Genomic DNA, 25646 nt, shown 5'->3' with positions numbered 1-25646 from the left:
TTTATATTCAACGTAGTGAAATAATTCCCTTTTTCGACAACAACTTATAACATGATTTTTATAAAATCTTGAATGAATTTTTGTTCATCTATTTCTAGTGCTATACGGGCTCCTTCAGATATAGAGCTAGGGCGAAAATCAGCAAATGTTTGTCCTTTCGTATCTCCGTATGTATCTACATTTACTGTACGATGCACAAATTCAAAAAAACTTGGATTTACTAATCCACTTATTGCAACCACATCATGTAGCAAAGGTCCTTCCATAGATGGATTAAGCTTTTGGTATGCGGATAGATAGTAATCATACATGGGTTTCATTATCATATGAAATGGATTCTTTGTATTAGCTTGAATATAGCTAAATACATTTGGTGTTAACACAGCTTTGTTTGTTACATTTAAAGGGAATATTAATAAATTCTTTGCTTGATGGAAAACAATTTTACTTGCTATAGGATCTCCATACACGTTTGCCTCCGCTAATGGTGTTACATTTCCTACTTCTAAAAAGACGCCACCCATGAAATAGATTCCTTTTACATTCAGCATTAAGTCACTCCATAAATTAAAAGCAATTGCTAACGAGGTAGATCTTCCTACATCGACAATCGTTAAATCTTTTCCGTACTTTACAAGAATCGCAGCGATACTACCAAAATTGTATATTGGAATAGATAATACGCTTTCTGGAACATGGATGTGCCCTAATCCTTCTGCTCCGTGAATTTCAGGGTAGTACGTAGTAATTTCTTCTGTAAGTGGTTTTGTTGCACCACTAATGACAGGAATGTCTTGTCTATTTGCTAACTGTAAAATATACGCTGCATTATGTGCAGCATGTATATGCTCAACATTTCCGTATCCAGTTACAATACCTACAATTTCAATTTCGGGATGCAGTAAACCATACATAATGGCAAATGAGTCATCAATACCTGGGTCTCCGAAAAATAATACTTTTTCCAAGAAATACTCTCCCCTCATAAAAACATAGAGTCATCAATAACTATGTATATGAAAAAAGCAAGTATATCTATGCGAATTTTAGAATGGATAATGTTTTACAAAATATTAAAAAGGAACTAGCGTATGCTAATTCCTTTCTTAAGTAACCATTCTCAAATTTAATTAATTATCGTATCCTTCATAAATTGCATCATTTATTTGATTTTGTATTTTTTTATCATCAGGTACAGGTTTCCACCAATTTCCTGTAATAAATAGCATCGTTAATAAATTATAACTATCACTAAAATAACTTTCTCTCTTATTCTTCATCCAATCCCAACCACTATTTACCCACTTTTGATTATTGCTACTCGTTATACTTGCAGCAATAAACGGTGAAACAAATACAGCAGTTGGATAACTACCAATATTTGATCCGTTTAATTGATAACCATCCACAATTTTTGAAGGATTTCCATTCGTTTTATTTTGAATCCATGAAGAGACTTTATCAGAAATGACTTTACTTCTTTTCTCGCCGTACATCGCATAGTCCATTACAATTCTTAATGGTACCCGACTAGCATTGTAATAATATGCATTTGTATATTCTGACTCATCTAAGAAATCTTTAGGTGCGGGTTGTGGTGGGTTTTTTACAACAAAATCTGAAATAAGCCCTGTATTTGGAGAGTACTTATTACTAAATTGCGTATAAACATCGTACAAATTATTAATAACAGTAAGCCAAGTTTTATCACCTGTAAATTCATAAAAAGCTCTAAGATGTGACATTATCCAATCAGATGGTCTCGTATCAAGTGAACTTTTAGAATCCCAATCTCCTAAATTTAGTCGGTTATTATTTGTAACATTACTAGCTTTAATACCTTTTGTAATCATGTCTTGTGCTTCTTTCAAATAATTAACTGTTCCATTAGATCCCCACTGCTTATGAGCAAGAAGAAGAGAATACGCAATATCTAAATCCCCATCAGTAGCAGAATCAAAATGACCTTGTGCTTTTTTACTATCTGCGACAACCCATCCCATTAAATTAGGATTTTGAGAGCTTTTAAAAGTTCTTGCTGTTTTAAATAAACCGTCATAGATTTTTTGAGCATTCGAATCATAACCAGCCATTAATACTGTAATTATCATCCCATACCCTTGACCTTCTGAAGTTCCAAGTGGCTTAAACCCATCCGCATCACCTGTAATCTCTCCTTTTACGTAATAACCACCAGGTAAAGAAGATAAATCATTTTTCAAATATTTCTTTTTCCAATTATCGTAGTAACTTCTTACAGAAGCATTTAAACTTTCCTGTGTAACATGATTCGGTTTTATAACACCTGCATAATTAACTTGCTGGGGAAATGGTTTCATTTCCTTTGCAGCAGCTACTTGTTGATTAACTATGGGAATAGAATTTTGTATTGAATTGTCCGTTACACTTGCTGCGAAACTAGAATTAGAAAAACTAGCTAGTCCGATTCCTACAATAGAAATACATATGAAAATATTTCTTTTTCCATTCATTATGTTGTCAGCTCCTTTTAAAATGCTTACTACATAAAATGTAACATACAATATTTAACTGAAATACAAAATATTATATTTATCAACATAAGAAAGAAACTATATCAAAAAGTATCATAAAATCATTATTTAATTAAGTTATATCGATTTATTGTTTACTAGATTCCTATGTTTTTCTTTTCTTACTACTCGTATATGAGCAATCAATATCCCAAGTATAGTAATCCCACCTCCAATTACAGAAATAAAAGTCGGTACTTCACCTAACCATACCCAAGCTATAAAGCACGCAGTGACTGGCGTTAAATATAGAGAACTTGTTGCCTCGGAAGCACCAGCACGAGATATAATATACGCTAAGGCAAGATACGGGAGTACTGTTGGAAATAAACCTAAATATATAACACTCACATTCACTTCAAGAGGAGCTGCTAGTATTTCTGTATAAATTCCCGGTAAGAAAATAAGCATACATACAGTGCTAGATAAAATTGTATATATGGTAAATGGCAAAAAGCCGTACTTTTTCAAGTAAGAAGTTTGGAAAACGAAAAATAGGCTTTCTGAAACGGCTGCTAATAATATAAATAATCCTCCGCTATTAAATTGAATAGAACCTCCTTGACTAAATGATATGAGAGCAATTCCAATAAAACTAATTACACCACCGATCCAACCATTTAATTTCATTTTTTCATTCAAAAAAACAAAAGCAAGAATTGCCGTTACAATAGGAGTAACTGAAACAATTAAACTTGCCGATCCAGCATTTACAGTTTTTTCACCGTAGTTTAATGCAATGTGATAAATAGTAAACCCTAAAGCACCGAATATAAAAATCGCTGGAATGTCTTTCAAATCAGGTAATCGTAGTTTGTATATAAAGGAAAACACAAGAAGTATGAATGAAGCGATTAACAAGCGTAGTAAAGTAAGATGTTCAGGTGTGTATGATTCAAGCCCCATACGAATTACCGGAAATGCAGTTCCCCATATTAGAATCGTAAAAGCGTGAGCACATATGATTTGGAAATCCCATTTTTTATTAAGCATGTTTTCTCTTCCTCTCCAATAAACCAACCATTTTCAAATTGCCAATTATTTCTTTTCATCATATTTAATAGTTGATACAATGTCTTCAACCAGTTATTTATCGAAAAAACCAACCACTTTTCATTTTTAAATAAACGAGGGAGTTTTTTATATGACAATCGATAAAAAGGTGCCTAAATATCGGCAGATAATAGACTATATGAAAGAAAAAATTGAAAACGGAGAATGGCCAATCGGAAGTAAGATTCCTAGCCAGCGGCAGTTAGCAAAGTTATTTCATGTAAATCGGAGTACTGTAATAACTGCGCTAGAAGAGCTTATGGCTGACGGCTTAATTCAAGGGCAAATCGGGGCAGGAACAATTGTTATGAATAATACGTGGTCCTTATTAGCAACGAATCCCCCGCCTAATTGGAGTGAATATGTAAAGGCTGGTATTCATAAACCAAGTAAGGTAATGGTACGTGAAATAAATGAAGCGGAATCAAATAAAACACTTATCCATCTTAGTAAAGGCGAACTTGCCCCGCATCTTTTCCCACTAGAAACAATGCAATCCATTATGAAAAACGTTAGTGAGGAATTAGATTATTTCGGATATGAGGAACAAAAAGGTTTTTTTCCGTTACGTGAAGCAATAAGTAATTACGTAAAATCGTTTGGAATACACGTATCGCCTAACTCTATATTAATCGTCTCCGGTGCATTACAAGCATTACAATTAATATCAATTGGTCTTTTACATAGAAAATCAACCGTTTTACTCGAACAACCTTCTTACTTATATTCACTTCATGTTTTTCAATCAGCAAATATACACCTATCTGGTATAGCGATGGATCATTACGGGATTTTACCTAGCGATTTATTAACACGTATTAAATATAGTCAAAAGAAAAATATTTTATATTCTATTCCTTGTTTTCAAAATCCAACAGGAATATTAATGTCTGAAAAGCGCCGGAAAGAAATATTAAAAATATGTGAAAAAGAACAGTTACCTATCATCGAAGACGATATTTACCGTGAGTTATGGATTGATGAACCACCTCCAGCTCCTTTAAAATCGATAGATAAACATGGACATGTATTATATGTTGGTAGCCTCTCTAAAACACTTACTCCAGGACTTAGAATTGGATGGATTATCGGACCAGAACCTGTTATTGATAGATTATCAGATATAAAAATGCAAACAGACTATGGGTCTAGTTCTTTATCTCAAAGAGTTGCTGCTGAATGGATAAATAAAGGTTTCTATGAAGACCATGTAGCGAACGTAAGAACGCATTTAAAAGAACGAAGAAAAATGATGGTACAAGCTTTACATATGTATTGCGCAGACATAGCGACTTGGGATATTCCTAGTGGTGGATTTTTTATATGGCTAAAGGTTGTACCTAACATTCCGATGAAGAGACTATTTTCAGAGGCACTATCAAAAGGGATTCTTTTAAACCCAGGACGTATTTATGAAGAAGAATCAGATCAATGTATACGTTTATCGTATGGATATGCTTCTCCAGAACAAATAATTACCGGGATAAAATTGTTAAGTGGATTAATCCGTAAGTTAATGACATAATAAAAAATCCTCTTTTATTTATAAGAGGATTTTTTGTGTACCTTATTTACCACAAACGCATTTCCTGTCCCAATAAAATAAGTTCTTCATAAGGATCTCCGTCAATCTTTAATACTTGAGCAAAAGCTAGTTCTGTTTTTATCCCTTGTTCTTTTAAGCGAATAATTTCTTCCCTTACATGTGGATTCTGCATTAATATCATGTGCTCAACAATCATATGTTTATATGCATTTTGGCTACGCACTGGCTTAGGTTGGGCAAATAATTCAAAATCAAAACCTTCAAATTTAAAATTCACCTTTATTGATTCAGTATTTTTAATTTTTTTCTTTTTTATTTTGAATCCTTCATAAGAACCATATAAAGATCTCATTTCCTGTTCAAAAACATCAAAGTTATGTACTTCCATTACAATATCTAAGTCAGATTGAAGAGTATCAATTCTTATAGGTATTGTCCCACAAAGAACGGGACTATACAAAGCTAAATCCTCCATTATGTTTAATGTATTCAAAACATCATATACTTTTTGTTGCTTGTCATTCCCTGATTGTAAATATGTAATAGATGTAAACATGGAAGTCTCTCCTTCATTTCACGTAATACGTGACTCACTAAATTCAAGAAAATTTGTCCGTTTAAATTTGTTCTAAGAGTACCTTTATTTCAATATATTAAGACGAATAAACAATATGTTTCAACTTTTCTCCTATACTGCAATACTATAAAAATAAAAAAGGAGGAATTATTATGAGCATTTTCAACATTCTTTTATCCATACACATTTTATTTGGAACAATATGCTTAATTACCGGTATTGTAGCGATGGTTGCTCAAAAGAAGAAAGGCAAACATACAGAATGGGGCGAAATATATCATGCATCTTATGTTGTTATCACCCTTACTGCAATCATATTGTCCATAATAAATTGGGATAAAATCGCATATTTATTTTATGTAGCAATTTTCTCTTATTCATTTGCGATTTATGGCTATATTGCAGGAAAAAAGCGTTGGGAAAATTGGATTCGCCACCATATTAGAGGCATGTTAGGCTCCTATATCGGTGCCGTTACCGCACTTTTAGTAAACGTCGGAATTCATATTCCTATTATTAATTTACTGCCGCCTATATGGTTTTGGTTTTTACCGACGTTAATCGGTATTCCTCTCGTAGTCAGTGTATCAAAAAAATATAAAAAGCGTAGTTAAAATTAGTTACATTTTGATTACTTTCTAGTTCATTTTTATTCCATGTTTCCTATGATATAATGGGTTGTATTGTTTTTTACCATCTACATTAAATATAGGAGGATTTTGATGATACTATCACAAGATAAAAACATTAAACTAGCGATACATGGAATTACTTTATTATCTTTCTTGGCCTTTTTCCTCTTTGGTAATACACTTTTCTTTATACCGCTCATACTTTATTTCGTTTTCAAATCACAAAGTATAAAAGAAATGAATCTAGAATCAGCCCTTTTTCAATTTGGAGTATGGCTCGCTGTATTTCTTTGGAACTTCGTAGTAGTCCGTACGCTCATGTTTTCCTTATTACACATTGACTTGAGTACAAATTCCTTGTTTGTTATTTTTGGAACAATTCCACTATATATAACACTTTTAGCTGCTGTAATTTTAGGACCACTTAAAGGGATTTTATATGAATTACAAAATAAAGAGTTTCATTATCCTATTGTTTCACGATGGGTGCATAGAACTAAATAAAAAGAATCCAATAAAATTATTGGATTCTTTTTATTTTCTCTTTTGCATAGTTATTTAAACTTCGGCTCAATGTATTCAATGATATTACCATCATGAAAACAACCGTACATCATTTCCTATCGGATAATTCTTTTTATTCATGACTTTTTACATCCAATATTGAATGTAAACGATCTGGATAATTAGTAAACATCCCGTCGACTCCCCATGAAAGTAACTTTTTCATATCTTTTTCATTATCTACTGTAAATGGATGAACTTCTAATCCGTGTTTCTTTATTTTCTTTACGTAAGCTGAATCAATATACTTGTAATTCATACCAAGACCTATGCAGTATGTTTTATACTTTTCTATCTCTAATTCATTTACTTGAACTGCCTTTTGATATGATAATAATTGTACTAGTGGGATATTAGCATGTAAGCTATGAATCTTTTGCAGACTTTCTTCACTAAAGGATTGAATAATAACTTTATCACTTATTTGGTAGTACTTTATAATTTCTAATAGCTTTTCTTCCATACCAGGATATTCATCTGGTGACTTTGTTTCTATATAATAATTAGCATTATACCCAAATATTTCTATAATTTCTTTTAATGTTGGAACTTTATCATTTTCAAATTCTTTCTTTGCTAAATTCGGATATTTTTCATTGAAAAAAGAGCCTGCGTTTAGTTGCTTCATTTCTTCTAATGTATGTTCTTTTACTAATCCCTTTCCGTTTGTTGTACGATTTACGGTTTCATCATGCATAGCTACTAAATGTCCGTCTTTTGTCATTTGGAGATCAATTTCTATGTAATCTCCCTTCAATTGTTGACCTAATTTATATGCTGCTATTGTATGTTCAGGTGCATACGCAGAAGCGCCTCTATGTGCGATATTTTTTATATGATTTGATTGATTAATAGCTTTAGTGTATTTATGTTCGTTTATTTGCCGAAAAACAAAGATACTTATTACTATGAAAAAACAAATGATTGTAATTAGAGATATTTTTTTCATAACGGTATGTTAACTCCTATATTTAAAACAATTTGACTTCTATGATTTACTCAAATAAATGTCGATTTTCAAAAACAGTCATTTGTCCTACAGCTTGAAAGCCCGACTTTTTATAAATATTGATTCCATCAGGTGAAGCTTGTAAAACGCAATAAGTATTTTTTAATTGCTTGGCTTCTTGCAGCAAGAAGTTAAACATAGTTGAACAGAATCCTCGTCCTCTCATCTCTTCTTGAGTTGCTATGTCATAAATACCAATACTATCTTTTGTACAGACCAACGAACCAACAGTTACGACTTCATCTTTATACATACCTAAGTATAGCTTCATATTTTCACTATTCCATAAATCGAAAGAAGAAATTTGATTATAGAATGATTGTACATGTATACCTTCCTCTGATGTACCGAATAGATCAGCTAACGTTTCTCCAAATCTTTGTATTTGTCCGAGCGAAGATGTTTTTTGAATTGTAAAGCCAACTGGCGTGTCTATTGTTGGAGAAATTGTTTTTAAGTCTGCAACCATCGCAATATTATGTTCTGCTTCTTTTAAACCAAGTTTTAATAACTCGCTCTTAATAGTCTGCCCTTGTTCTTCATCCCAAAGCCAAACACACATTGGAAACTTCTTTTGATTATAGTATTCTACCTCCTTATTTAATTGCTTAGCTCTATCTGTTACATTATTGTTAAGTAAAGTAATGATATTAAATGTATCTGCAGGTAAACCACAGTCGACAGTAATGTAATCTTTCGTTTCTTTTACATTCATTCCTTGCACAAGTCTAGCAATATATGAGATTTTAAATGTAAAATTATCTAATAGTAACTGTTTATAATTCATAAATGGTGCTCCTTTCATAAAAATTAGTACCCGAACTCTTCGATTTTAAATATAACACATAAGTTATTTACCTTTTTCTATAAAAATATCTCTTTAATTTATGCGGTATAGCTTAAAAGAATTAAAAATGATATAACGTTGTCGGAATGAAAAAAGTGGTATATAATAAACATTAACATTACTAGTAATTATTTTAGGTATTCCTAGAATAAAGGAGCGATACATATGAAAATTACTATTTATTTCGGAAGTCATGAAGATCAAGATGTACGTACTATGGACTGTCATTTAGATGTAGAAGATACAGAAGAGATTGTTTCTGTATCATAATATAAATAAACGGGATAAACCCTATTCCCTACAGCGTTTAAGACACCTTTTACAGGTGTCTTTTTTGTTGTTTTTTTCATCAAAAACCCTTTACTTTAGAGTGTTTTAATAGTAAAATATACATATACGAACAAATGTTCTTTTACTTTAATTGTTCATGAAGGGATGATTTTTACAATGACTCAAGCAAAGCGCAGAGGAAGAAAAAAGCAAACACCTATTATTTCAAATACAGGCTTTATCGGCTCTGTCTTTATTGATACATTGGAGTTACAAAAGAAATCCTATTATTTCGCTCGTAAAAAACTTCAAATTGTTCATCATGTACTTGATGGTCTATCTGGAGCAATGAGCGCATTATTTAAAGAACATAATATCACTGCATACATGTCATGTGTGTATTTACATAACCAAAAGAAAATCGGCTTTGTTCTTTCAACAAAACCTTTTGAACAAAGTGATGGTGTGTCTTATTTTATAAATTATTTGATCGAAAAGAATTTTTATGGTAACGAAGATGTAGAATACCAAGAAGTATTTAATACAGGTTTTATCGGTGTAGTATTCGCTGATTTATCTAGTATAGATCGCTTTAATTTTGAGTTTGAAATGGGTATGTTAACAAAGTTAATGAAAGATATGATCATTCCCGTTAAAGAACTCTTTTTACGCCATAATGTACCGGCTTATATCTCCACTTCTCATTTAGATGAGCAAAACAAATTAGGTTTCGTACTTTCTGTAAAACCATATGATGAACGTGCAGAAGCAGATTTATACTTTGAAATGTATTTAAAAGAGCGTGGATTATTTATTGGTGATGAAGAAGATGATATTGATAAGATTGTTATTAGAAAGACAGCTGAATTACGATAAAAAAGCGCAGGGTCATCATCCTGCGCTTTTTTATCTGTAACAATATTAAATAGTTACGTTAAACACTATAATCTGTGGAATGAATTTCTAAATTCAACTTATTTGAATAAGCTTTATTCAAAATAAGAAATACTATACCTCCTGTAATTGGAAGCGTGTAGGCCGGAATATAATTTAATAATAGACCTGATAATGTCAGTGCTATCGGCTGCATCATTTTACCTATACTTAATCCAATACTGAGCACTCTTCCCCTATATTCATCAGGAACTTCTTTTTGCATGAAATAAATTAAAGGAATATCAATTAACGCTATTATTAGCCCGAAAGAGAACATAACAACACAATACGTAATAACGCATACAAAATCATTTGCTTCAAAACTTTTGAATAAAACTGGAATTCCTGAAATAATCATAAAAACTGCCAACATTGAACTTAGCTTTTTCAAAAGATAAGAGTAAGAAAAACGATTAGTTATCTTTTTCACTAAAATTGCACCAATTATCATCCCTACTGGAAAAGTTCCTTGAATGATACCAAATTGCTTCGAACTAAGATTGAGAACTGTGTTAATAATGTATGGTAATGGAACAGTTACAGCAAATCCTAAGAAGAAATTAAGCGAAATTAAAATATGAAACGTATTCTTTAAGCTTTCCCTCTCCATTAAGTAAAAGTATCCCTCTTTTATATCTTTAATAAAATTAATTTCTCTTATTGAACATTCTTCCTTTATATCGTGCCCGAACAATTTAAAGTGAATAAACAGTATGGATATGCCAGAAAGGATAAATGAAATACCGTTTATCATTATAAAAAGTTTTATGTCTACAACAGCAAAAACGATACCACCTAACATAGGACCGAGAATTAAAGATACAGAATCGATAATTTTACTTATAGAATTAATACTCATTAACCTCTCTTTAGAGACGATATTCGGTTTTGCGGATTCTAATCCTATTCCAAAAAACGTTGTAAATACTGTTAAAAGAAAAGTAGTAGTATAAATGATGAATAAGTTTAATCCATAATTACTGCTCAATATATAAACAGTAATTAATAAGCCTCCACTTAGTAAATCCATACAAACGACCAGTTTCTTTTTATCAACTTTATCTGCGATTACACCTGCAAATGGATTCATAACAATCATTGGAATCGTTCCTAAAATAAGCGTAATTGCGAAATTCCATGCTGATCCGGTTATTTGTAACACATATAATCCTAATGCGAAACTATAAATAGAGCTACCAAATATTGATACTGTTTTCCCAAATGAATAGAGATAAATATTTCTTAGTTCTTGAGTACTTTGCTCATTTTGTGAATGTATTCGTAAACGTCCCATAACTCTTTCCTCCCGTTTAACTTTGTATTACATACAGTGTAAGTTCTCGGGTCAACCCAATATCAATATGCTATTATTAAAAAGTTTTAAAAGAAAAATAAAAGAAGATGGGGTTAACCCCATCTTCTTCCGAAAAATGAATATGTATAAATTTCTTCTCCTTGAACGAAGAAATTTTCGTATTTCCCGCCTCTTTCCAAATAATTAGAAGTTCTTTCATCAATGGTTTGAAACTGTAGTTTTTGAATTTCTCCCTTAACTTTTGAAGAGGTAAAATTCTCTCGTAATCTAATTGATATATGACTATGTATGCTGAAATTTTTAAATAAAATATATGAGCTTAGCATATAACACTCTGGCTTAAAAAGTGGATTTAATTCATGCAACAAAAAGTTTTCATGCTCAAAACTATAATTACTTGTACCAGACTGATCAATGACAATATCAGCAGAATAATTCTGAATAGGTATGTTTAAAAAGTCGGCACAGATAAATAGAATGTTTCTTTTCGGGTTTCTTCTTTCAATTACATCTTTTAAAAATAAAAGTTTATTCAAATCTCGATCAACAGCAATATATAGGCAATTTCCTGGTAGTTCCTCATAAATATTTCGTAAAAAGAACCCAATACCAGATCCTAAATCAAGTAGTATTTTTTCATTTAAATCTAGTTGCATTAGTTTCTTTTTCGCCCATTCTCCTCCTCTTTGAACATTTTCCAAAAAAGCAGTATCAGTTTCATGGATATAATCCGAAATAGAATCTTCAAGTGATGTCTTTTCATATGCTTTACATGAGTTTCCAGCTGTTAAAACCCCTGAAATAATCGCGTATTCTTCACCACAATTACAAATTAACTTTCCCTCAACAATTTGATTCTTATTGATAATGCCATCTTCAAGAATCAAATTTCCGTTACACTTAAAACACTTAAATACATTAAGTACGTTTAAATCTATCCCTAAAATTGAATTCGAAATTTTAGGGATAGATAAATTATTTAACGCTTCCTTTAATTTATCTTTTTGTTCCTCTAATTTTTTTATTTCCTGTTCAATCTTTTCATATTTCAATTTAAATAAAGATTGATAAAAAGTATTTTTTTCGTAATCTATAGATTTCCCTAAATTTTTATAAAGAAAAAGATCTTTAATTTCATTTAAGCTAAATCCTAGCCTTTTGTACTCTAAAATAAGTTCCATATCTTTTTGACAATACTCATCAAAAAAATAGTGCCCACCTTTCTTTTCAGGAATAATGAGACCGAGGTCTATATAATGTCTAATCGTATCTACACTTACAGTATTTACTTCTGCAAACTTACTGATTTTCATACTATCACTACCATTTATATATTTGTTTATACATACTTCTTTATTATTTTAAAAAATCCTTTCATCTCCCTATACAAAATTATTTATGGTATGAAAAAGATGTAATTCATTTTAGGGTTCCGTCACATACTCATCCAGCTAAGCTTATATAAGTTTAGCTGGATGAGTTTAGCTATTCTTTTTTAATCTTGAATTTTGGCGTAAGTACTACAGTCTTTTTCTGTTTTCATTGAATTGGAATATGTAAGGTTACGTACTTTAACTATAGAGGACTTGTACTACCCGTTCCTATCAATTTCATAGACGTTTAGGATGTTATTTTATGGGAAGTGTTCTTGCTGTGGGATCGGCATTGTAAATATAGAATAGTCAAAAAAGGTACTCCTAGGAGTACCTTTTTTGACTATTCTATATATGCGAACGTTTTCAAAAATTATTGGATATAAATTGACGTACGCATTGTATTAAATGGCGCGTTTATAGATGTTTTTTGGTATTCAAATGTTCCTTGTTGATGTCCAGAAGCATCCCATTTGTAATACCAGCCAACGATTGGTTTTCCGCCGATTATTGTGGATCCAATACTTTTTACATTAGAACCATTCATTTTAGTAAATGGATTTTGACCGTATCCCATCTCTTTCGTTGTAATATATAAGTATTTTCCCCCGTGGTTACGTGATGTGCTAAAGCTGTTTGGGTTAATTGTTTCTACTCCGCCCAGCTCAGACTCTACTTGTACGACGTTTAGTGAAGTAAGTGGTGCTGCAGGTCCAGCTGAAGCTTCTGTTGCCATTCCTAAACCGACGAACGCTGTGATTGCTAACGATGAAATCCCTAGTGCTGCTTTTTTAAACATAAAAAACATCCCCTTCCATCTATTGTTTTCTCTTTCATTGCCAATATAATCCTAATAATCTTATATGTAAATAGATTGTAACTGTATAAATATTAGTGCGAATATTCTATTATATGTTTCTACAATTCTATTACTTAATATGAATGACTTACAGTGTAAAACGAAATACACATTACAACTTGATTCTATTATTTTCATTGTTAGCTAGTCTATCCCGAATTTAAACCGCATGAACAATTATTGCTATTTTTTGGGTTCATAAACATGTGTCTATGTTTGTTGTTACCATATAATAAAGTTACACTAAGCTGATGTCAGTACACGTAGAAACAATAAAAAAGAGCATATTTTAAAAGATTTATTAAAACATGCTCTTTTTTTATTAATTTGAATGAATCTTTCAGTAAAAAAGTGCATTGATTTGTATCCTTTATGTAATAGAAATAATCGTTTTAAAAATCTTGTTTTTGTGCTTTTTACTATTATTCTTAAAGATAATTTATTGAATGTTCTTATTGTACTCAAATTGATTTTGAATTCCTGATCTATCAATTTGAATCCAATACTCTGAAATTTTCCCGTTTTCAATTCTATATACCGCACTTGCTATTTGAATTATAGGGAGGCCTGTAGGTTCATATCCATCTATTTCTCCTATGTGTGTACCTACTTGCTTCCAGCGTACATATACTTTACTATCTTGTACTAATAATTCTTGAATTTCTAAAGAGAAATTTCCGTATACTTCAATCATCTCTCTTACATGCTCAGCATAATCTTTTGGCGATCTGTATACTGTTTGTTCCTCTTCAGATATAACTTGATGTGCCAATACTTTATCTGCCATATATCGATTTGAAAAGTCTGGATTATTCCCTGAACGCACTTCTTTGAAGAAATTTCTAACAATTAGTTCTGGTTTCATTAAACATCCCCCTTAAAAATAAATCCAATACTAATATCACCTGAATGTATTAGATAAGTGTTATATTACTCATTCTCACTCTTTCTCAATAAGCATGTCAAGTTTGTAGTGTTGGCATGAAAATTGTAAACTTTCTTATGCTTTGTATTCTTCCGTTCATTCTCGAAAATTTCTAACAACTCGTATTTACCATATTTTATATCCCATATTCCTAAGCTTCTTTATTCTAGAATGTGTTTACTACACTATTTATTTTTTCTTTTTCCCTTGCAGGAACAACTGTGATAACATTACCTTTATCATTTAAAGTCAGAGGATGATAGCTATCGATATGCTACCTACTACGTACTGGATGAAATCAAACGTTTATGTGCAATCCAGCTAATAGGGAAATGATTCATGTGAAAAAGGAGATGCTATAGGTACTATAGCATCTCCTTTTTATGTACTGATTCATAAAGAAAGACAGCGATTCTTCCTCTACCTTTGTTGTGCTATCTTTTTTGGATTAAGTCACCATGTAGTAGTAAATAAAAATGAGCTAAGTTTAAAAAACTAGTTGATATACATGGAATCAGGTACAGACATTAAAACATAAAAAAGGTCTCCTACTATTCCACTAGTAAAAATAATAAATCCCATATTACGTATTCCTTTAATTTTTGACCGTAATCCAATGATTCCAGCTAATAGCCCAGTTAAAGAAAATAGAATCCAGTATAATTCTGTAGGAATATCAAGAAGTTTATTCTCAGAAATCCCCATTCCCCAAAAAATAAAAGGCAGTACGACAAAGGAAAGGCTAAGTAATCCTAGTATACTTACGAGTAAGTTACGATGTTTAATCCCATTAATAATTAAATACAATCCACCAAAAAATCCGCATAACACAAGATAAGGCATATAGTAGATCCAAAGTAAACTCAAAATGATCATATGTAATTCCCTCCAATTTTTCTGCATTCTCTATAATTTTAAGGGGTTATTTGACTGTCTGAATCCGTTGCTAATTGATTCATTTGATTTAGCGCTTCTTCTAAATCAAATGAATTAAACCAACGGTAATCCTGTTTGTCTAAAATACGATAATGCTGACTAATCAGATTTTGTTGTAAACGAAAGTTCCCTTTTTCTTGAATCTGTTTCCACCAGACTTTTCCTCCCAATGTTTTTTCTTTGAAATTGCTAGTGCTACTGTGGGCCATTGTTTCGATTACTACTAATGGATCATCCCCAAGAGCATTCTGTAAAACTTCACTATCTCTAAACAATGCACAAATAGCAATGGTGTTGGTCCAGCCTGCATTCGTTCTCCCTTTCTCAATTTGAACAAGCGTTTTTTTTGATATCCCGAGAATTTCAGCCATTTTATCTTGCGTATATCTTTTTTCAGTACGTATTAACTTTATTTTCGTTGAAATGAGTTCAATTGTATGGTCTTTATTCACTTTCTCTCCTCCAAAAGTAACTAATGTTTTATTTAGTGTAATTTTACACTAAAATAACCCCGTTTTCAACTCGATCCTCCCTAAATCTTGTAAGAAATAATCGGATAAGCCATAAAAAGAGCATTCCACAGTTTTCTATGAGGTATTGAGGAATCATCGATTTCTAAGCTCGATGGAGATTTGGCAGGGATCCATTTCATTTTAATTAAATAAAAAACCCGTGAATGATTCACGGGTTTTACTTTAATAACTAATTGCTATTGTTCCCTCACCTGCATGAACAGCAAATGAAATCGGTAATGGATATAGTTTGAAGTCCATTTCAGGGAATGCTTGTCTTATATCTGAAATCCATTCTTCAGCTCCATCTTTGTCATTAGCATGGAACATATGAAGTACTTTAGGTAATTCTTTTTCAAGCTCATTTTTAATATATTCTCGACATTTTTGGATTTTACGAACTTTCTTTTCAAGTAAAAGTTCGCCGCCTTTTACTTCTAATATTAAGTTGACACTTAATAAACTTCCAAGTAAAAATTGAACTCCCTTTACACGTCCACTTGCATACAAACCTTTTAAGCTCTTTGGAAATACATGAAAAGGTCTTCTTTTTTCATCTACTAATGTTTTGTGTATATCTTGTAAAGTCATACCATCATTGTATAACAATTTCGCTTTTCTAATTAGTTCATCCATTGGATAACTTGTCGTTTCACTGTCTAATACCGTTAATGGGAACCCAGCCATTTCTGCAGCTAATTTCATGTTTTGATAGGTTCCACTTACTTTTCCGCTAATAGCAACTGCAAATCCTTCTTCATATTCTTCTTTGCATTTCGTAAATAACTCTACCATTTCCCCAATGTTAGGTTGTGATGTAGTGACTGTCTTACCTTCGTTTAACGCATTATAAACACGTTCACGTACACCTTCTTCACAATCTTTGTACGACACACCATCAATAATAACTTCGATTGGGATAACAAAGTTATCTCCTTCTGTTGTAAAACTCGCAGTTGTACTATCAGTAATCCAAGCAACACGCTTCATGTTGTTCCTCCCTTAATTCAATTCCTCTTTTCTAATTTTTCTATATATTTATGCTATGAAAAGAGAATATCCCTGTAATAGTAACAGGACTTTATTGTTTTGGCTATAGTAGATGAAAATTAAATGTGACTATTTCTTGTCTGTTTCACCAATAAAAAAAGAAAATCGGAGCATATGTCCGATTTTCTTCTTCCATACATTATTTAAAATTTTCATTATCTAAAATTACAACATAATCATTCGTCAATCGCCCAGCTTCTTTCGTATAACTGACAAGCCTTTGTATGTTATCACAACAAATTTTTGCTCCCCATACGAGTAAGGGTACGCCGATAAAATCGATATGAAACCTCCTAGAAAACAGACCACCAAAAGTCATTGGTAAAGGCACTGTTGGTGATGTATTAGAAAAAATAATCTTTTCATGGCTTTCATAATGTTTTTGTAGAATCTCTCCTAAATGCTTCATCGCAGGTACAACGACTTTTGATGCGCCGCATCCAATCGTATATACAGGATTGCCATTTTCGTCTATTCCATGAAAAATAATTTTCCCCATATCTTCTGTTTTTAATTTATTGAAGTACTCTACATTTAATATTTCTTCTTTCGTTAACTTCCGATCAGTTGGTAATTTATTTAAATGATACGCTGCAGCTAGTGAAGTTGTATGTGTACCACCGAAGTCTGTGTAAATGAATATCATATTATCATCCCTTGTTGTAAATGTTCAATGTTATTTAGTATTACCGTTCATAGCATTGTTAAACAAGGGAAGAATGAAATTACGCTTTTTGTGTTAAATCATTATATTTTTTCCAAATATAATATCTTCTACTAATTACAGTACCTAATGTGATACATAAAAAGGCATTCGTTACAATCGTTAATGTTTGATGCGTACTGCCAGAAAACATACTCTGCTTAATCACAACTTTTGCACCTAAAATACCAAGTAGAATAATTGTACTTAACCAATTTCCCTTTCGTATTACATGACCAGTTTCACTATCTAATCGAAATGTTAATGCTTTTCCCCTAATAACCCCAAGACCCAATCCAATACCGAGCATTGCAACAAATAGTAGTACTTGTAATATATTTAATTGTCCCATATGAATAATGGACTGGATTGTTACGAAGCACAGCAAAGCCGGAATGATCCAAATACGATTAATATTCACTTTATATTCCTTACCTTGCATTAATATAATTATAAGAATAACAAGTAGAATAACAAATAGAATATCCATTTAGAGTCCTCCTATATACTTGTTTGCCTTTGAAAATTATATTCGCCTCTTTTCATCCCATACTTGAAATACGATAGCTACTTTAAAGTGTATAATGTGGAATGTAATTTCCCATCAATCTTACTCATTAGTTATAAAAATAAAAAGACATACTTATTACTCGTACGTCTTTATTATTACATTCATAAACTCGTTTAACCTTTATCATTACTTAACATCTTTAGAACTAGTTTTATCTACTACTTGCATATTAAATGTAGCAGCTAGCTTTAAAGTGATTTTATAAATAAAATAACCAACAATAGAACCTAGAACGTTACAGATCACATCATCAATATCAGTAATACGTGCCGATCCACTAAATAAAGACTCAATTAGTTGTAATAATTCAATACTAACTGATATGGTAAATCCTAATAAAATAGTATTTTTAATCTTTTTATATGTATCCCATATAATTGGTGCTAAAAAACCTAAAGGTATTAATAATAAAACGTTCCCACCAACATTTCTTACGATTAGACCGATCATAAATAGGACATCACCATCATAAGCACTTCCTATTTGACCAATATCCTTAAAAATTGATGCAAAGGGAATAATATTAACTGAACGACTAAGATTTTCAGCACTAGAAGGAAAACCAATTGGTAAAGGAAATAAAGTTACGGCAACAACCATACAAATGTATACTACGAATAGAAAACGAATTAATTCTTTCCACCAATTTACATTTTTTTTATTTTTCATCCCAATTAAAATACTTCGTACAATTAAATAGGAGATGACTCCAAAAACAATAAACATACTACCGTTTAATATATACAAATTTTCCCCACCTCTTTAATATTACATATAAATATCGATATACAATCATAAAACAGTGTTAATCAATTACAGAAAGTCTTCATTTAATAATTAAAATGAAGACTTATACAGAGTACATTTCAAGGCAGATGCAATTATGAACTCTTTTAACTTTTTCAAAAAGATTTTTCTAGTTCTTTCATTAATTTTTCAGGTCCTGCTCCTTTATTCGAAGGAATAACTAATGTAATTCCTAAGTCTGGATAAATGGCCGAGCGAAAACTAACACCTGGATCATAGCCCATTATATGATATTTAAAAATATTATTTTGTCTTGTTTCAATCCATATTCCATAGCCGTAAAACTGATTATTATTTACTTGAATATGAGAAGTTAAAAGTAAATTAGTATATTCTTGGCTTAATATTTCATAGTTAAATAATGCTTCCCAGAACTTAAGCATGTCTGGTGCGGTAATATAAGCACCGCCATCAGAACCACCTTTTATCGGTATGGAATATGCATTTGTTCTCCATTTTTGGTTATTTACATCTTTTATATATCCAAGAGCGGTGTGCTTTGGTAATGTATCTAAAGAGAAATAGCCGGAATCATTCATGCCAATTGGATTCAATATTTTTTGCTCTATATATTCCGCAAACTCAAGTCCTGTTTGCTCTTCTATTATTAATCCAAGTAAGATAAAGCCTGCATTGTTGTAGTGAAACTTACTTCCTGGTGCAAACATCATATTATTGTTTTGAAATAATGGTAAAAAGTCTTTTAAACTTTTTAAAAGGTACATAGGTGTTTGCTTCCAAAGATCCTCAAAGTTATCCATTATACTTTCGTCAAAATAATCTGGAATACCAGAACTATGTGTTAAAAGTTGGTGTATTGTAATATCATCATTGAAGTTTGGAAATTTAATATGTAGACAATCTTTTAACTTTGTATGAAAAGTAATTACACCTTTTTCAACAAGTTGACAGATGCCGATTGCAGTGAATAATTTACATCCTGAAGCAATTCCGAATTTTGTTTGTAGTGTATTGTTTATACATTCACTTCTATTTGCGTAACCAAACGCCTCTTCATAGATTAAGTTTTTTTCTTTTTTCACTAAAACTACCCCAGAGAAATCTATATTCCGATACATCTCTTTTACAATTTTGTCTATTTCCCCTTTTGTTTTTATCACGACAACCACCCTTGTCTTTTCTTATTGTTCTTTCCCCTTATTATTTTTCCATATAAAGGAGAAAGAACCCTTTAATTGAATACGATAAATTATTAATAAGAACACAAAATTCATTTCGAATTTATTGATTCATCGGAACCCCACTTAAATTGTGATGGTAATAAAGTAAATACACACAATACGATAGTTATAAACAGCATTCCTAATGTTCCTACAATGACTACAAGTTGTATAGAAATGAATTGCGTTGCAACAGCGGACAATATTGTAATAAAAATTGTTACTACTGCAATAAAGAGCCCATATATACTCCCAATCCGTCCCATCATATGAACAGGAACGTTATTTTGGTAAAATGTATAATACCCTGTATTTGCATATGCCATAGAGAAAGATAAAATAAGAAATCCGGTAGCAGCTATTAAAAATCCACTTGAAAAAGCGTAGATTAAATATCCGAGTGCGATGAATAATGATCCTATCCCAATTAGAAATGAAGGTGCTAATCTTTTTGATAAAATTGTATTTGTTATGGCGCCTAAAATACAGCCCGCTCCACCAATACTTACTAAAAAGCCATACTCACTATCTGTTAACAATAAAATTTCTTTCGCAAATGATAATTCAAGTGAATCAGTTGCGGTAGCTAATATCATCATTCCTTGGAATAAGAAGTACACACATACGACATACACATGTTTTCTACTAAAATTTATAACAGTGTTCCAATCTTTTTTTAATAGTGAAATAGATATTGTATTACTAGGTGAATGAGAAGCTTCTTTTTTATCAAGATTAGGTAAAAGTAGTGTAATTAATCCTGATAAGAGAAATGCTATAGTATTCATATATATAGTAAACTCTGGTGTACTCGCTATTAATAAAGCTCCCGCTACCGCCGGACCAATTAAAAATGCACCGGATGATATTAAGCTACGTAGTGAATTGAAACGTTGTCTTTGCTCTACTGGAATTAATTTCGTCATATACGTCATAGTAGTCGGCTCATAAATCGCGCTGGCCATACTTATAAAGAATACGAATACATAAACAATCCAAAGTGATGAAAGTAAAGGTAACATAGCAATACATATTGCACGATATATATCAAGGTGTATCATTAATTTTCGTTTATTTAAACGATCAATCATACTTCCTGACCAAGCGTTTGTAAATAAAGCGGCTAGTGGCTTTATTACATATAAAGTAGCAACAGCTAAGGCTGAGCCACCCATATTATAGACAATTACATTCAGTGCTATTAAGTAAATCCATGCACCTAAATTCGCAATACCAACTCCGGACAGTAGTAATAAAGGATATTTCCAATCTTTAAGTATTTTTTTCACTTTAGGCCCCCGCTTTCCATATTGTTTTAAAACAATAAAAAATCCCACCCCCAAGACTTATAGTCTTAGGGACGAGATTTATCATCGCGGTGCCACCCTAGTTTATTAATATGTCGCCATATTAAACTTATCAGGTACTGCATTGTTTTCATGCTTATACCGTAGCTCTATAACGGGAGCTCCCGTCACACCATCCTCTTATAAAAGATTCCGATGTACTGCTCAGAGGCTTGGTTCAATAAAGAATTTTTGCTCCTTTTCAGCTTTATGGAGCTCTCTGTGAAAAATTCATTTTATTTACTCTTCTCTTCACTGCATTTGATTTTTTCCATATTATCACATATATATTTAACTGTAAATAATAAATAATCACATATTTAAAATTATGCCAATGTTAACAGTCTTATTTATTATTTTTTCTAAAAATTACGGTGCGTGAAATTACTAGAATCTCTAAAAAAAAGAGCCTCTTATATATAGGCCCTTCACAATGTCCAAATTAATTCGTATTTGCCTCTACTAACGGTTGTAGCGGTGGTTCTAATTCTAGTTTTAACGTATCACCTTCTTGTAAATCTTGCCCTTTTTCAATACTTTGATTTGTTACATAACCCGTCCCTGAAGTTTTTAAATCTAAGTTCAAAAGCTTAGAGAAATACATAACATCACGCATGGACCAACCTTTTATATTTGGCATTTTTGCGTTATTTCCCAATAGAAATATGCGATCTCCTTCACTCATTACCTCACCAGACTGTGGGTATTGTTTTATTATTTTTCCTTCTCCTAAAATAACCGGCTGTAGCTTCTCTTTTTCTACACTTTCCTCTGCTGTATCCATCGATTGATTCACATAACTTTGTACTTTTAATTGAGATTGCTTCGTTGCATCTGCAATTTGTTTTTCTGTATATGGTTTCACCTTTAAATATTCAAGACTATTTTTTATAACTGGTTTAAATATTTCAGCAAGAGGCTGGGCTCCATACTCGTCTCCCTTTAATTTCGGCTGCTTAATAGCTAAATATACGATTAACTCTGGGTCATCAATTGGAGCCATTCCTAAAAATGAAAAAATATAATTTTCTTTTCCTTCCATATATCGTCCATTTTCAGGGTTCGGAATTTGTGCTGTTCCTGTCTTACCTCCAATTGGATAACCATCCACTTTATACATTGTACCAGTTCCTTTTGAAGACGTAATAACACGCTCCATTAAGCTTCTTACCTTGTCCGCTGTCTCGTTTTTTATTGGATTCCCAATTTCTTTCGGTTGATTTTCCATAATAACTTGTTTGTTTGTTGGATTTACAACTTTATCAACGATATATGGTTGCATCATTTTCCCGTCATTTGCTATTGCCGTAGCGGCTTGTATTAATTGAATAGGAGTGACAGTGGAACCTTGCCCGAAAGAAGTTGTAACTTGTTGGATTTGTGTGTTTAATAATAATGTATTTTTACTTTCTCCGGGTAAATCTATTCCTGTTTTTTGATTGAAACCAAATTTATTCATATATTGCTTAAATTTATTCGGTTTTAATAACTGATCTTCTAAAATAGAAAAAGCTACGTTTGACGATCTTTCAAAGCCTTCATCAAATGTAATTGAGCCCCATCCAAATCCACCATTATGGTCCTTTATATCTGTTGAACCAACCAAATATTTTCCTGATTGAAAATATTCTTTCCCGTTATATACACCTTCATTAATAGCAGCAGCTAACGTAAACACTTTCATTGTTGAACCTGGTTCATATGCGTTTGCAATTGGATCATTTAAAAAGTATTCGATATCGCCTTTATTAGGATTATAACTAGGCTTACTAGACATCGCTAAAACCTTACCAGTTTTTGGATCTGCAATAATTCCTATTAACATAGAAGGATCATAGTGTTGATGTGCTTTGTTCATCGCTTCTTCTAAAAAACTATTAATTTGCTTATCAAGCGTAAGATATACGTTATTTCCATGTTTAGCAGGTTCTACTTTACCTATGTCATTTGTAAGTGGGATACCTCTTCGTGTTCCTACATATTCTATATTCCCGTTCGTAGAGCGCAAATATTTATCCAAACTTTTTTCAAGTCCAAATTTCCCTTCCGTATTTCCTTTATCATCTGGTCTAGCAAAACCAAGTATATAGGATGCAAAATCTTCATTTGGATACACTCTTGCTTTTTCAGGCATAAAAGATACACCCGGTATTTTTAATTTCCTAATTTTCTCCTTCGTTTCTCTAGATAAGTTCCGACCAATTTTTCCAATTTCAACTTGTGTGCGTCCTTCATGAAAATTTTTTATTACTTCCTCTTTATCAATTTCAAGTACATCAGCTAATTGTTGTGCCGTTTCATCACTATTTTTCACTTTATCTTTTCCTTTTAAATTCACAACAACTCGATACGTTGCGGAATCTTGTACTAGTACCTTTCCAGTTTGGTCATAAATTGTGCCACGGTTTGCTTCTAATACTCCATTTTTATTATGTTGTTCATTCGCGAGATCTTTTACATCCACATTATGCACGACTCCTACTGCTTGTATATAGAATATACGCAAAAGCATAGTAAGAAACAAAACAATAAAAGCAATCATCATATATCGAGCACCTTTATTCGTTTGAAGTTTATGCATACTTATCTCCTTTCATTTGTAATTGATTTCTGCGAAGATGCACTTTAAAATATGTAGTTTTTGTTTTTATTTTCGATACTATATGTTTCGAAGTTTTCTGTTTAATTCCTTTAAAACAAAACCAACTATTATTATTTTTGGTTTAATTTTATTCATTTATAGTACGGTATGTGAAATTAATGAATATTCAAATAAAAATACATTTTTTAAAGTTAGCTTTCCTTTATCGTGTAAAGAGAGACTAAAAACATTTATTTGCTATATAGATAAGTAATTTCTTCAAGTGTTTAACATGAATATTCTAATTGGAAAAATAAGGTTGTCTAATGATAGTATTATTACAATAGATTTTTAAACGCGTCGGGAGGTGTTGTTTTGGAGAAGGAAGTAAAGAGCGAAGTAATTAAAATTATAGCCGTGACTGTTGTAGGTGTAATCCTTATATTATCGATACCGTAACTTTTTAACTATTTTTCGTAACCTGGCTGTTATAATATATAATGTAAAGCTCTCCTAAATAAAAAAATTTGAGATTACCGATAATAATGTTATTATTACACCCCTTACTGTACTCATATTTCCTACATTATTTACTCTAACTACTTGTTGACAATCATCAGTTCTTTCTACATTTCATTTCCAATACCATTCTTTTATTCAATAAAAAAAGTTCCCCCTATGGATACCCAAGGTGGGAACTTTTTTAAACCAAACTTATAAATAGTAGATTTTAACCCTAAGCTATATGGTTATATTTTGCTAAAAAAGGAATTCGTTTTGCTACCAACGCATACATTTTGAAAACGATTTTTGCGATTGGTTCAAATATTCGTTTATTCTGCAACAACAAGCCGCTTGTTATAATTGTTATTACAGCGGCACCAATTACATCTAACGGGAAATGAACACCTACATACAAACGTGATATGCCAACTAATACCGCCCAAATAAGCGCTATATATTTAAGTTTTTCTCCTCTAAGCATAAAGACGAACGCAATCGAAAATACAAGTACAGAATGATCGCTCACGAATGATGAATTTTCTGCATGTGGTACTAATTGATGCACATCATGTGCTATAAACGGACGCGGATGGTAATATACCGCATGAATGAAAACATTTACTAATAATGCAATCATTACAGAAAGTGTCGTATATAACACTGTGTATTGTTTTCTTATCGCTTTCTCTTTTTTTCCATTATGAAACCATAAGATAAACATAAATAGAATCGCCACATATGCAGCGCTATTTGTAATAACAATCATTACCTTATCTAATAGTGTAGATGTACCGGCTAAATTGTTTATCCATTGAAATACTGTGTAATTCACGTTACTCTCTCCTTAACTTTTCTCATCGTTCTTAAAATAAAGATACGAGTTTACTTGATTTACACAGTATACAACATTTAGTCACATTTGGATTTTCACTTTATTTGTTTTTACTATTTTTCATTTTACAATTATGTAACTATTTACATGCGTTAAAAATATATA

Annotated in this window: 24 protein-coding genes and 1 other annotated feature; of the genes, 4 read left to right on the top strand and 20 right to left on the bottom strand. The window is 31.7% G+C overall.

Features of this window, described 5'->3' with window-relative positions:
- Positions 1-44 precede the first annotated feature (44 nt).
- From JDS95_RS22360 to JDS95_RS22350, 3 genes are all read right to left on the bottom strand, one after another.
- On the bottom strand, positions 45-968 hold the full coding sequence (locus tag JDS95_RS22360) for a nucleoside hydrolase (RefSeq protein ID WP_199690798.1): 924 nt from the start codon (positions 966-968) through the stop codon (positions 45-47).
- A gap of 162 nt (positions 969-1130) precedes the next feature.
- Positions 1131-2492 (bottom strand): family 8 glycosyl hydrolase, encoded by a 1362-nt coding sequence (locus JDS95_RS22355; RefSeq protein WP_001013604.1) that lies wholly within the window; start codon positions 2490-2492, stop codon positions 1131-1133.
- 138 nt (positions 2493-2630) lie between these two features.
- Positions 2631-3545 carry a DMT family transporter gene (locus tag JDS95_RS22350; protein WP_000932794.1) on the bottom strand — a complete coding sequence of 305 codons (915 nt, stop codon included), beginning with the start codon at positions 3543-3545 and terminating at the stop codon, positions 2631-2633.
- Positions 3546-3696: 151 nt separating this feature from the next.
- On the opposite strand from JDS95_RS22350, the gene pdxR reads away from it, so the two are divergent.
- Complete coding sequence (gene pdxR, locus JDS95_RS22345; protein WP_000150998.1) at positions 3697-5130, top strand: MocR-like pyridoxine biosynthesis transcription factor PdxR; 1434 nt, start codon at positions 3697-3699, stop codon at positions 5128-5130.
- Between the two features lie 46 nt (positions 5131-5176).
- On the opposite strand, the gene JDS95_RS22340 is transcribed toward pdxR, so the two are convergent.
- Positions 5177-5707 carry a DUF4269 domain-containing protein gene (locus tag JDS95_RS22340; RefSeq protein WP_000495194.1) on the bottom strand — a complete coding sequence of 177 codons (531 nt, stop codon included), beginning with the start codon at positions 5705-5707 and terminating at the stop codon, positions 5177-5179.
- A 173-nt stretch (positions 5708-5880) separates the two neighbouring features.
- On the opposite strand from JDS95_RS22340, the gene JDS95_RS22335 reads away from it, so the two are divergent.
- Both JDS95_RS22335 and JDS95_RS22330 read left to right on the top strand, forming a co-directional pair.
- Positions 5881-6342: a DUF2306 domain-containing protein gene (locus tag JDS95_RS22335; RefSeq protein ID WP_000021721.1), complete on the top strand. Its 462-nt coding sequence runs from the start codon at positions 5881-5883 to the stop codon at positions 6340-6342.
- Positions 6343-6450: 108 nt separating this feature from the next.
- Positions 6451-6864: a magnetosome magnetite crystal formation protein family gene (locus tag JDS95_RS22330; protein ID WP_000603896.1), complete on the top strand. Its 414-nt coding sequence runs from the start codon at positions 6451-6453 to the stop codon at positions 6862-6864.
- A 133-nt stretch (positions 6865-6997) separates the two neighbouring features.
- Here JDS95_RS22330 and JDS95_RS22325 read toward each other — a convergent pair whose 3' ends face one another.
- Complete coding sequence (locus JDS95_RS22325) at positions 6998-7873, bottom strand: glycerophosphodiester phosphodiesterase (RefSeq protein WP_085450232.1); 876 nt, start codon at positions 7871-7873, stop codon at positions 6998-7000.
- A 46-nt stretch (positions 7874-7919) separates the two neighbouring features.
- The gene (locus JDS95_RS22320) at positions 7920-8720 is read right to left on the bottom strand and encodes a GNAT family N-acetyltransferase (protein WP_199690797.1); all 801 of its coding nucleotides are present in this window, start codon (positions 8718-8720) and stop codon (positions 7920-7922) included.
- Positions 8721-9215: 495 nt separating this feature from the next.
- On the opposite strand from JDS95_RS22320, the gene JDS95_RS22315 reads away from it, so the two are divergent.
- The gene (locus JDS95_RS22315; RefSeq protein ID WP_002043630.1) at positions 9216-9926 is read left to right on the top strand and encodes a hypothetical protein; all 711 of its coding nucleotides are present in this window, start codon (positions 9216-9218) and stop codon (positions 9924-9926) included.
- A gap of 58 nt (positions 9927-9984) precedes the next feature.
- Here the strand turns inward: JDS95_RS22315 and JDS95_RS22310 are convergent, their stop codons facing one another.
- The 14 genes from JDS95_RS22310 to JDS95_RS22245 form a co-directional block, all read right to left on the bottom strand.
- Positions 9985-11280, bottom strand: coding sequence for an MFS transporter (locus JDS95_RS22310; RefSeq protein WP_085450230.1), 1296 nt, complete (start codon positions 11278-11280; stop codon positions 9985-9987).
- Between the two features lie 113 nt (positions 11281-11393).
- Entirely contained in the window at positions 11394-12614 is a 1221-nt protein-coding gene (locus tag JDS95_RS22305; RefSeq protein ID WP_000703292.1) for a methyltransferase domain-containing protein, read from the bottom strand.
- A gap of 433 nt (positions 12615-13047) precedes the next feature.
- Complete coding sequence (locus JDS95_RS22300; protein WP_000472913.1) at positions 13048-13473, bottom strand: DUF4879 domain-containing protein; 426 nt, start codon at positions 13471-13473, stop codon at positions 13048-13050.
- A 499-nt stretch (positions 13474-13972) separates the two neighbouring features.
- Entirely contained in the window at positions 13973-14398 is a 426-nt protein-coding gene (locus JDS95_RS22295) for an ester cyclase (protein WP_000801760.1), read from the bottom strand.
- A gap of 555 nt (positions 14399-14953) precedes the next feature.
- Positions 14954-15334, bottom strand: coding sequence for a hypothetical protein (locus JDS95_RS22290; RefSeq protein WP_000584988.1), 381 nt, complete (start codon positions 15332-15334; stop codon positions 14954-14956).
- 38 nt (positions 15335-15372) lie between these two features.
- Complete coding sequence (locus JDS95_RS22285; protein ID WP_001030625.1) at positions 15373-15846, bottom strand: helix-turn-helix transcriptional regulator; 474 nt, start codon at positions 15844-15846, stop codon at positions 15373-15375.
- A gap of 243 nt (positions 15847-16089) precedes the next feature.
- Positions 16090-16896, bottom strand: a complete 807-nt coding sequence (locus JDS95_RS22280) for a DegV family protein (RefSeq protein ID WP_000831953.1) — start codon at positions 16894-16896, stop codon at positions 16090-16092.
- A gap of 199 nt (positions 16897-17095) precedes the next feature.
- The gene (locus tag JDS95_RS22275; protein ID WP_000576344.1) at positions 17096-17602 is read right to left on the bottom strand and encodes a DUF3189 family protein; all 507 of its coding nucleotides are present in this window, start codon (positions 17600-17602) and stop codon (positions 17096-17098) included.
- A 79-nt stretch (positions 17603-17681) separates the two neighbouring features.
- Positions 17682-18149 carry a CcdC protein domain-containing protein gene (locus JDS95_RS22270; RefSeq protein WP_085450229.1) on the bottom strand — a complete coding sequence of 156 codons (468 nt, stop codon included), beginning with the start codon at positions 18147-18149 and terminating at the stop codon, positions 17682-17684.
- Between the two features lie 207 nt (positions 18150-18356).
- Positions 18357-18977: a VanZ family protein gene (locus tag JDS95_RS22265; RefSeq protein ID WP_199690796.1), complete on the bottom strand. Its 621-nt coding sequence runs from the start codon at positions 18975-18977 to the stop codon at positions 18357-18359.
- A gap of 155 nt (positions 18978-19132) precedes the next feature.
- The gene (locus JDS95_RS22260) at positions 19133-20158 is read right to left on the bottom strand and encodes a serine hydrolase domain-containing protein (RefSeq protein ID WP_199690795.1); all 1026 of its coding nucleotides are present in this window, start codon (positions 20156-20158) and stop codon (positions 19133-19135) included.
- 110 nt (positions 20159-20268) lie between these two features.
- Positions 20269-21507 carry an MFS transporter gene (locus tag JDS95_RS22255; protein WP_000722087.1) on the bottom strand — a complete coding sequence of 413 codons (1239 nt, stop codon included), beginning with the start codon at positions 21505-21507 and terminating at the stop codon, positions 20269-20271.
- A gap of 64 nt (positions 21508-21571) precedes the next feature.
- Positions 21572-21829: a binding site (T-box leader), on the bottom strand.
- Positions 21830-22006: 177 nt separating this feature from the next.
- A complete protein-coding gene (locus tag JDS95_RS22250) occupies positions 22007-24145 on the bottom strand; it encodes a penicillin-binding protein (RefSeq protein WP_000549370.1) in 2139 nt (712 codons plus the stop codon).
- A gap of 736 nt (positions 24146-24881) precedes the next feature.
- Positions 24882-25481 (bottom strand): undecaprenyl-diphosphatase, encoded by a 600-nt coding sequence (locus JDS95_RS22245; protein ID WP_199690794.1) that lies wholly within the window; start codon positions 25479-25481, stop codon positions 24882-24884.
- Positions 25482-25646: the final 165 nt, after the last annotated feature.

Origin of the sequence: Bacillus cereus group sp. N24, assembly GCF_016483345.1 — a bacterium.
Lineage (GTDB): Bacteria > Bacillota > Bacilli > Bacillales > Bacillaceae_G > Bacillus_A > Bacillus_A toyonensis.
Note: the sequence above shows the minus strand (reverse complement) of the source record. Positions and strands in the feature narration are given on the sequence as shown.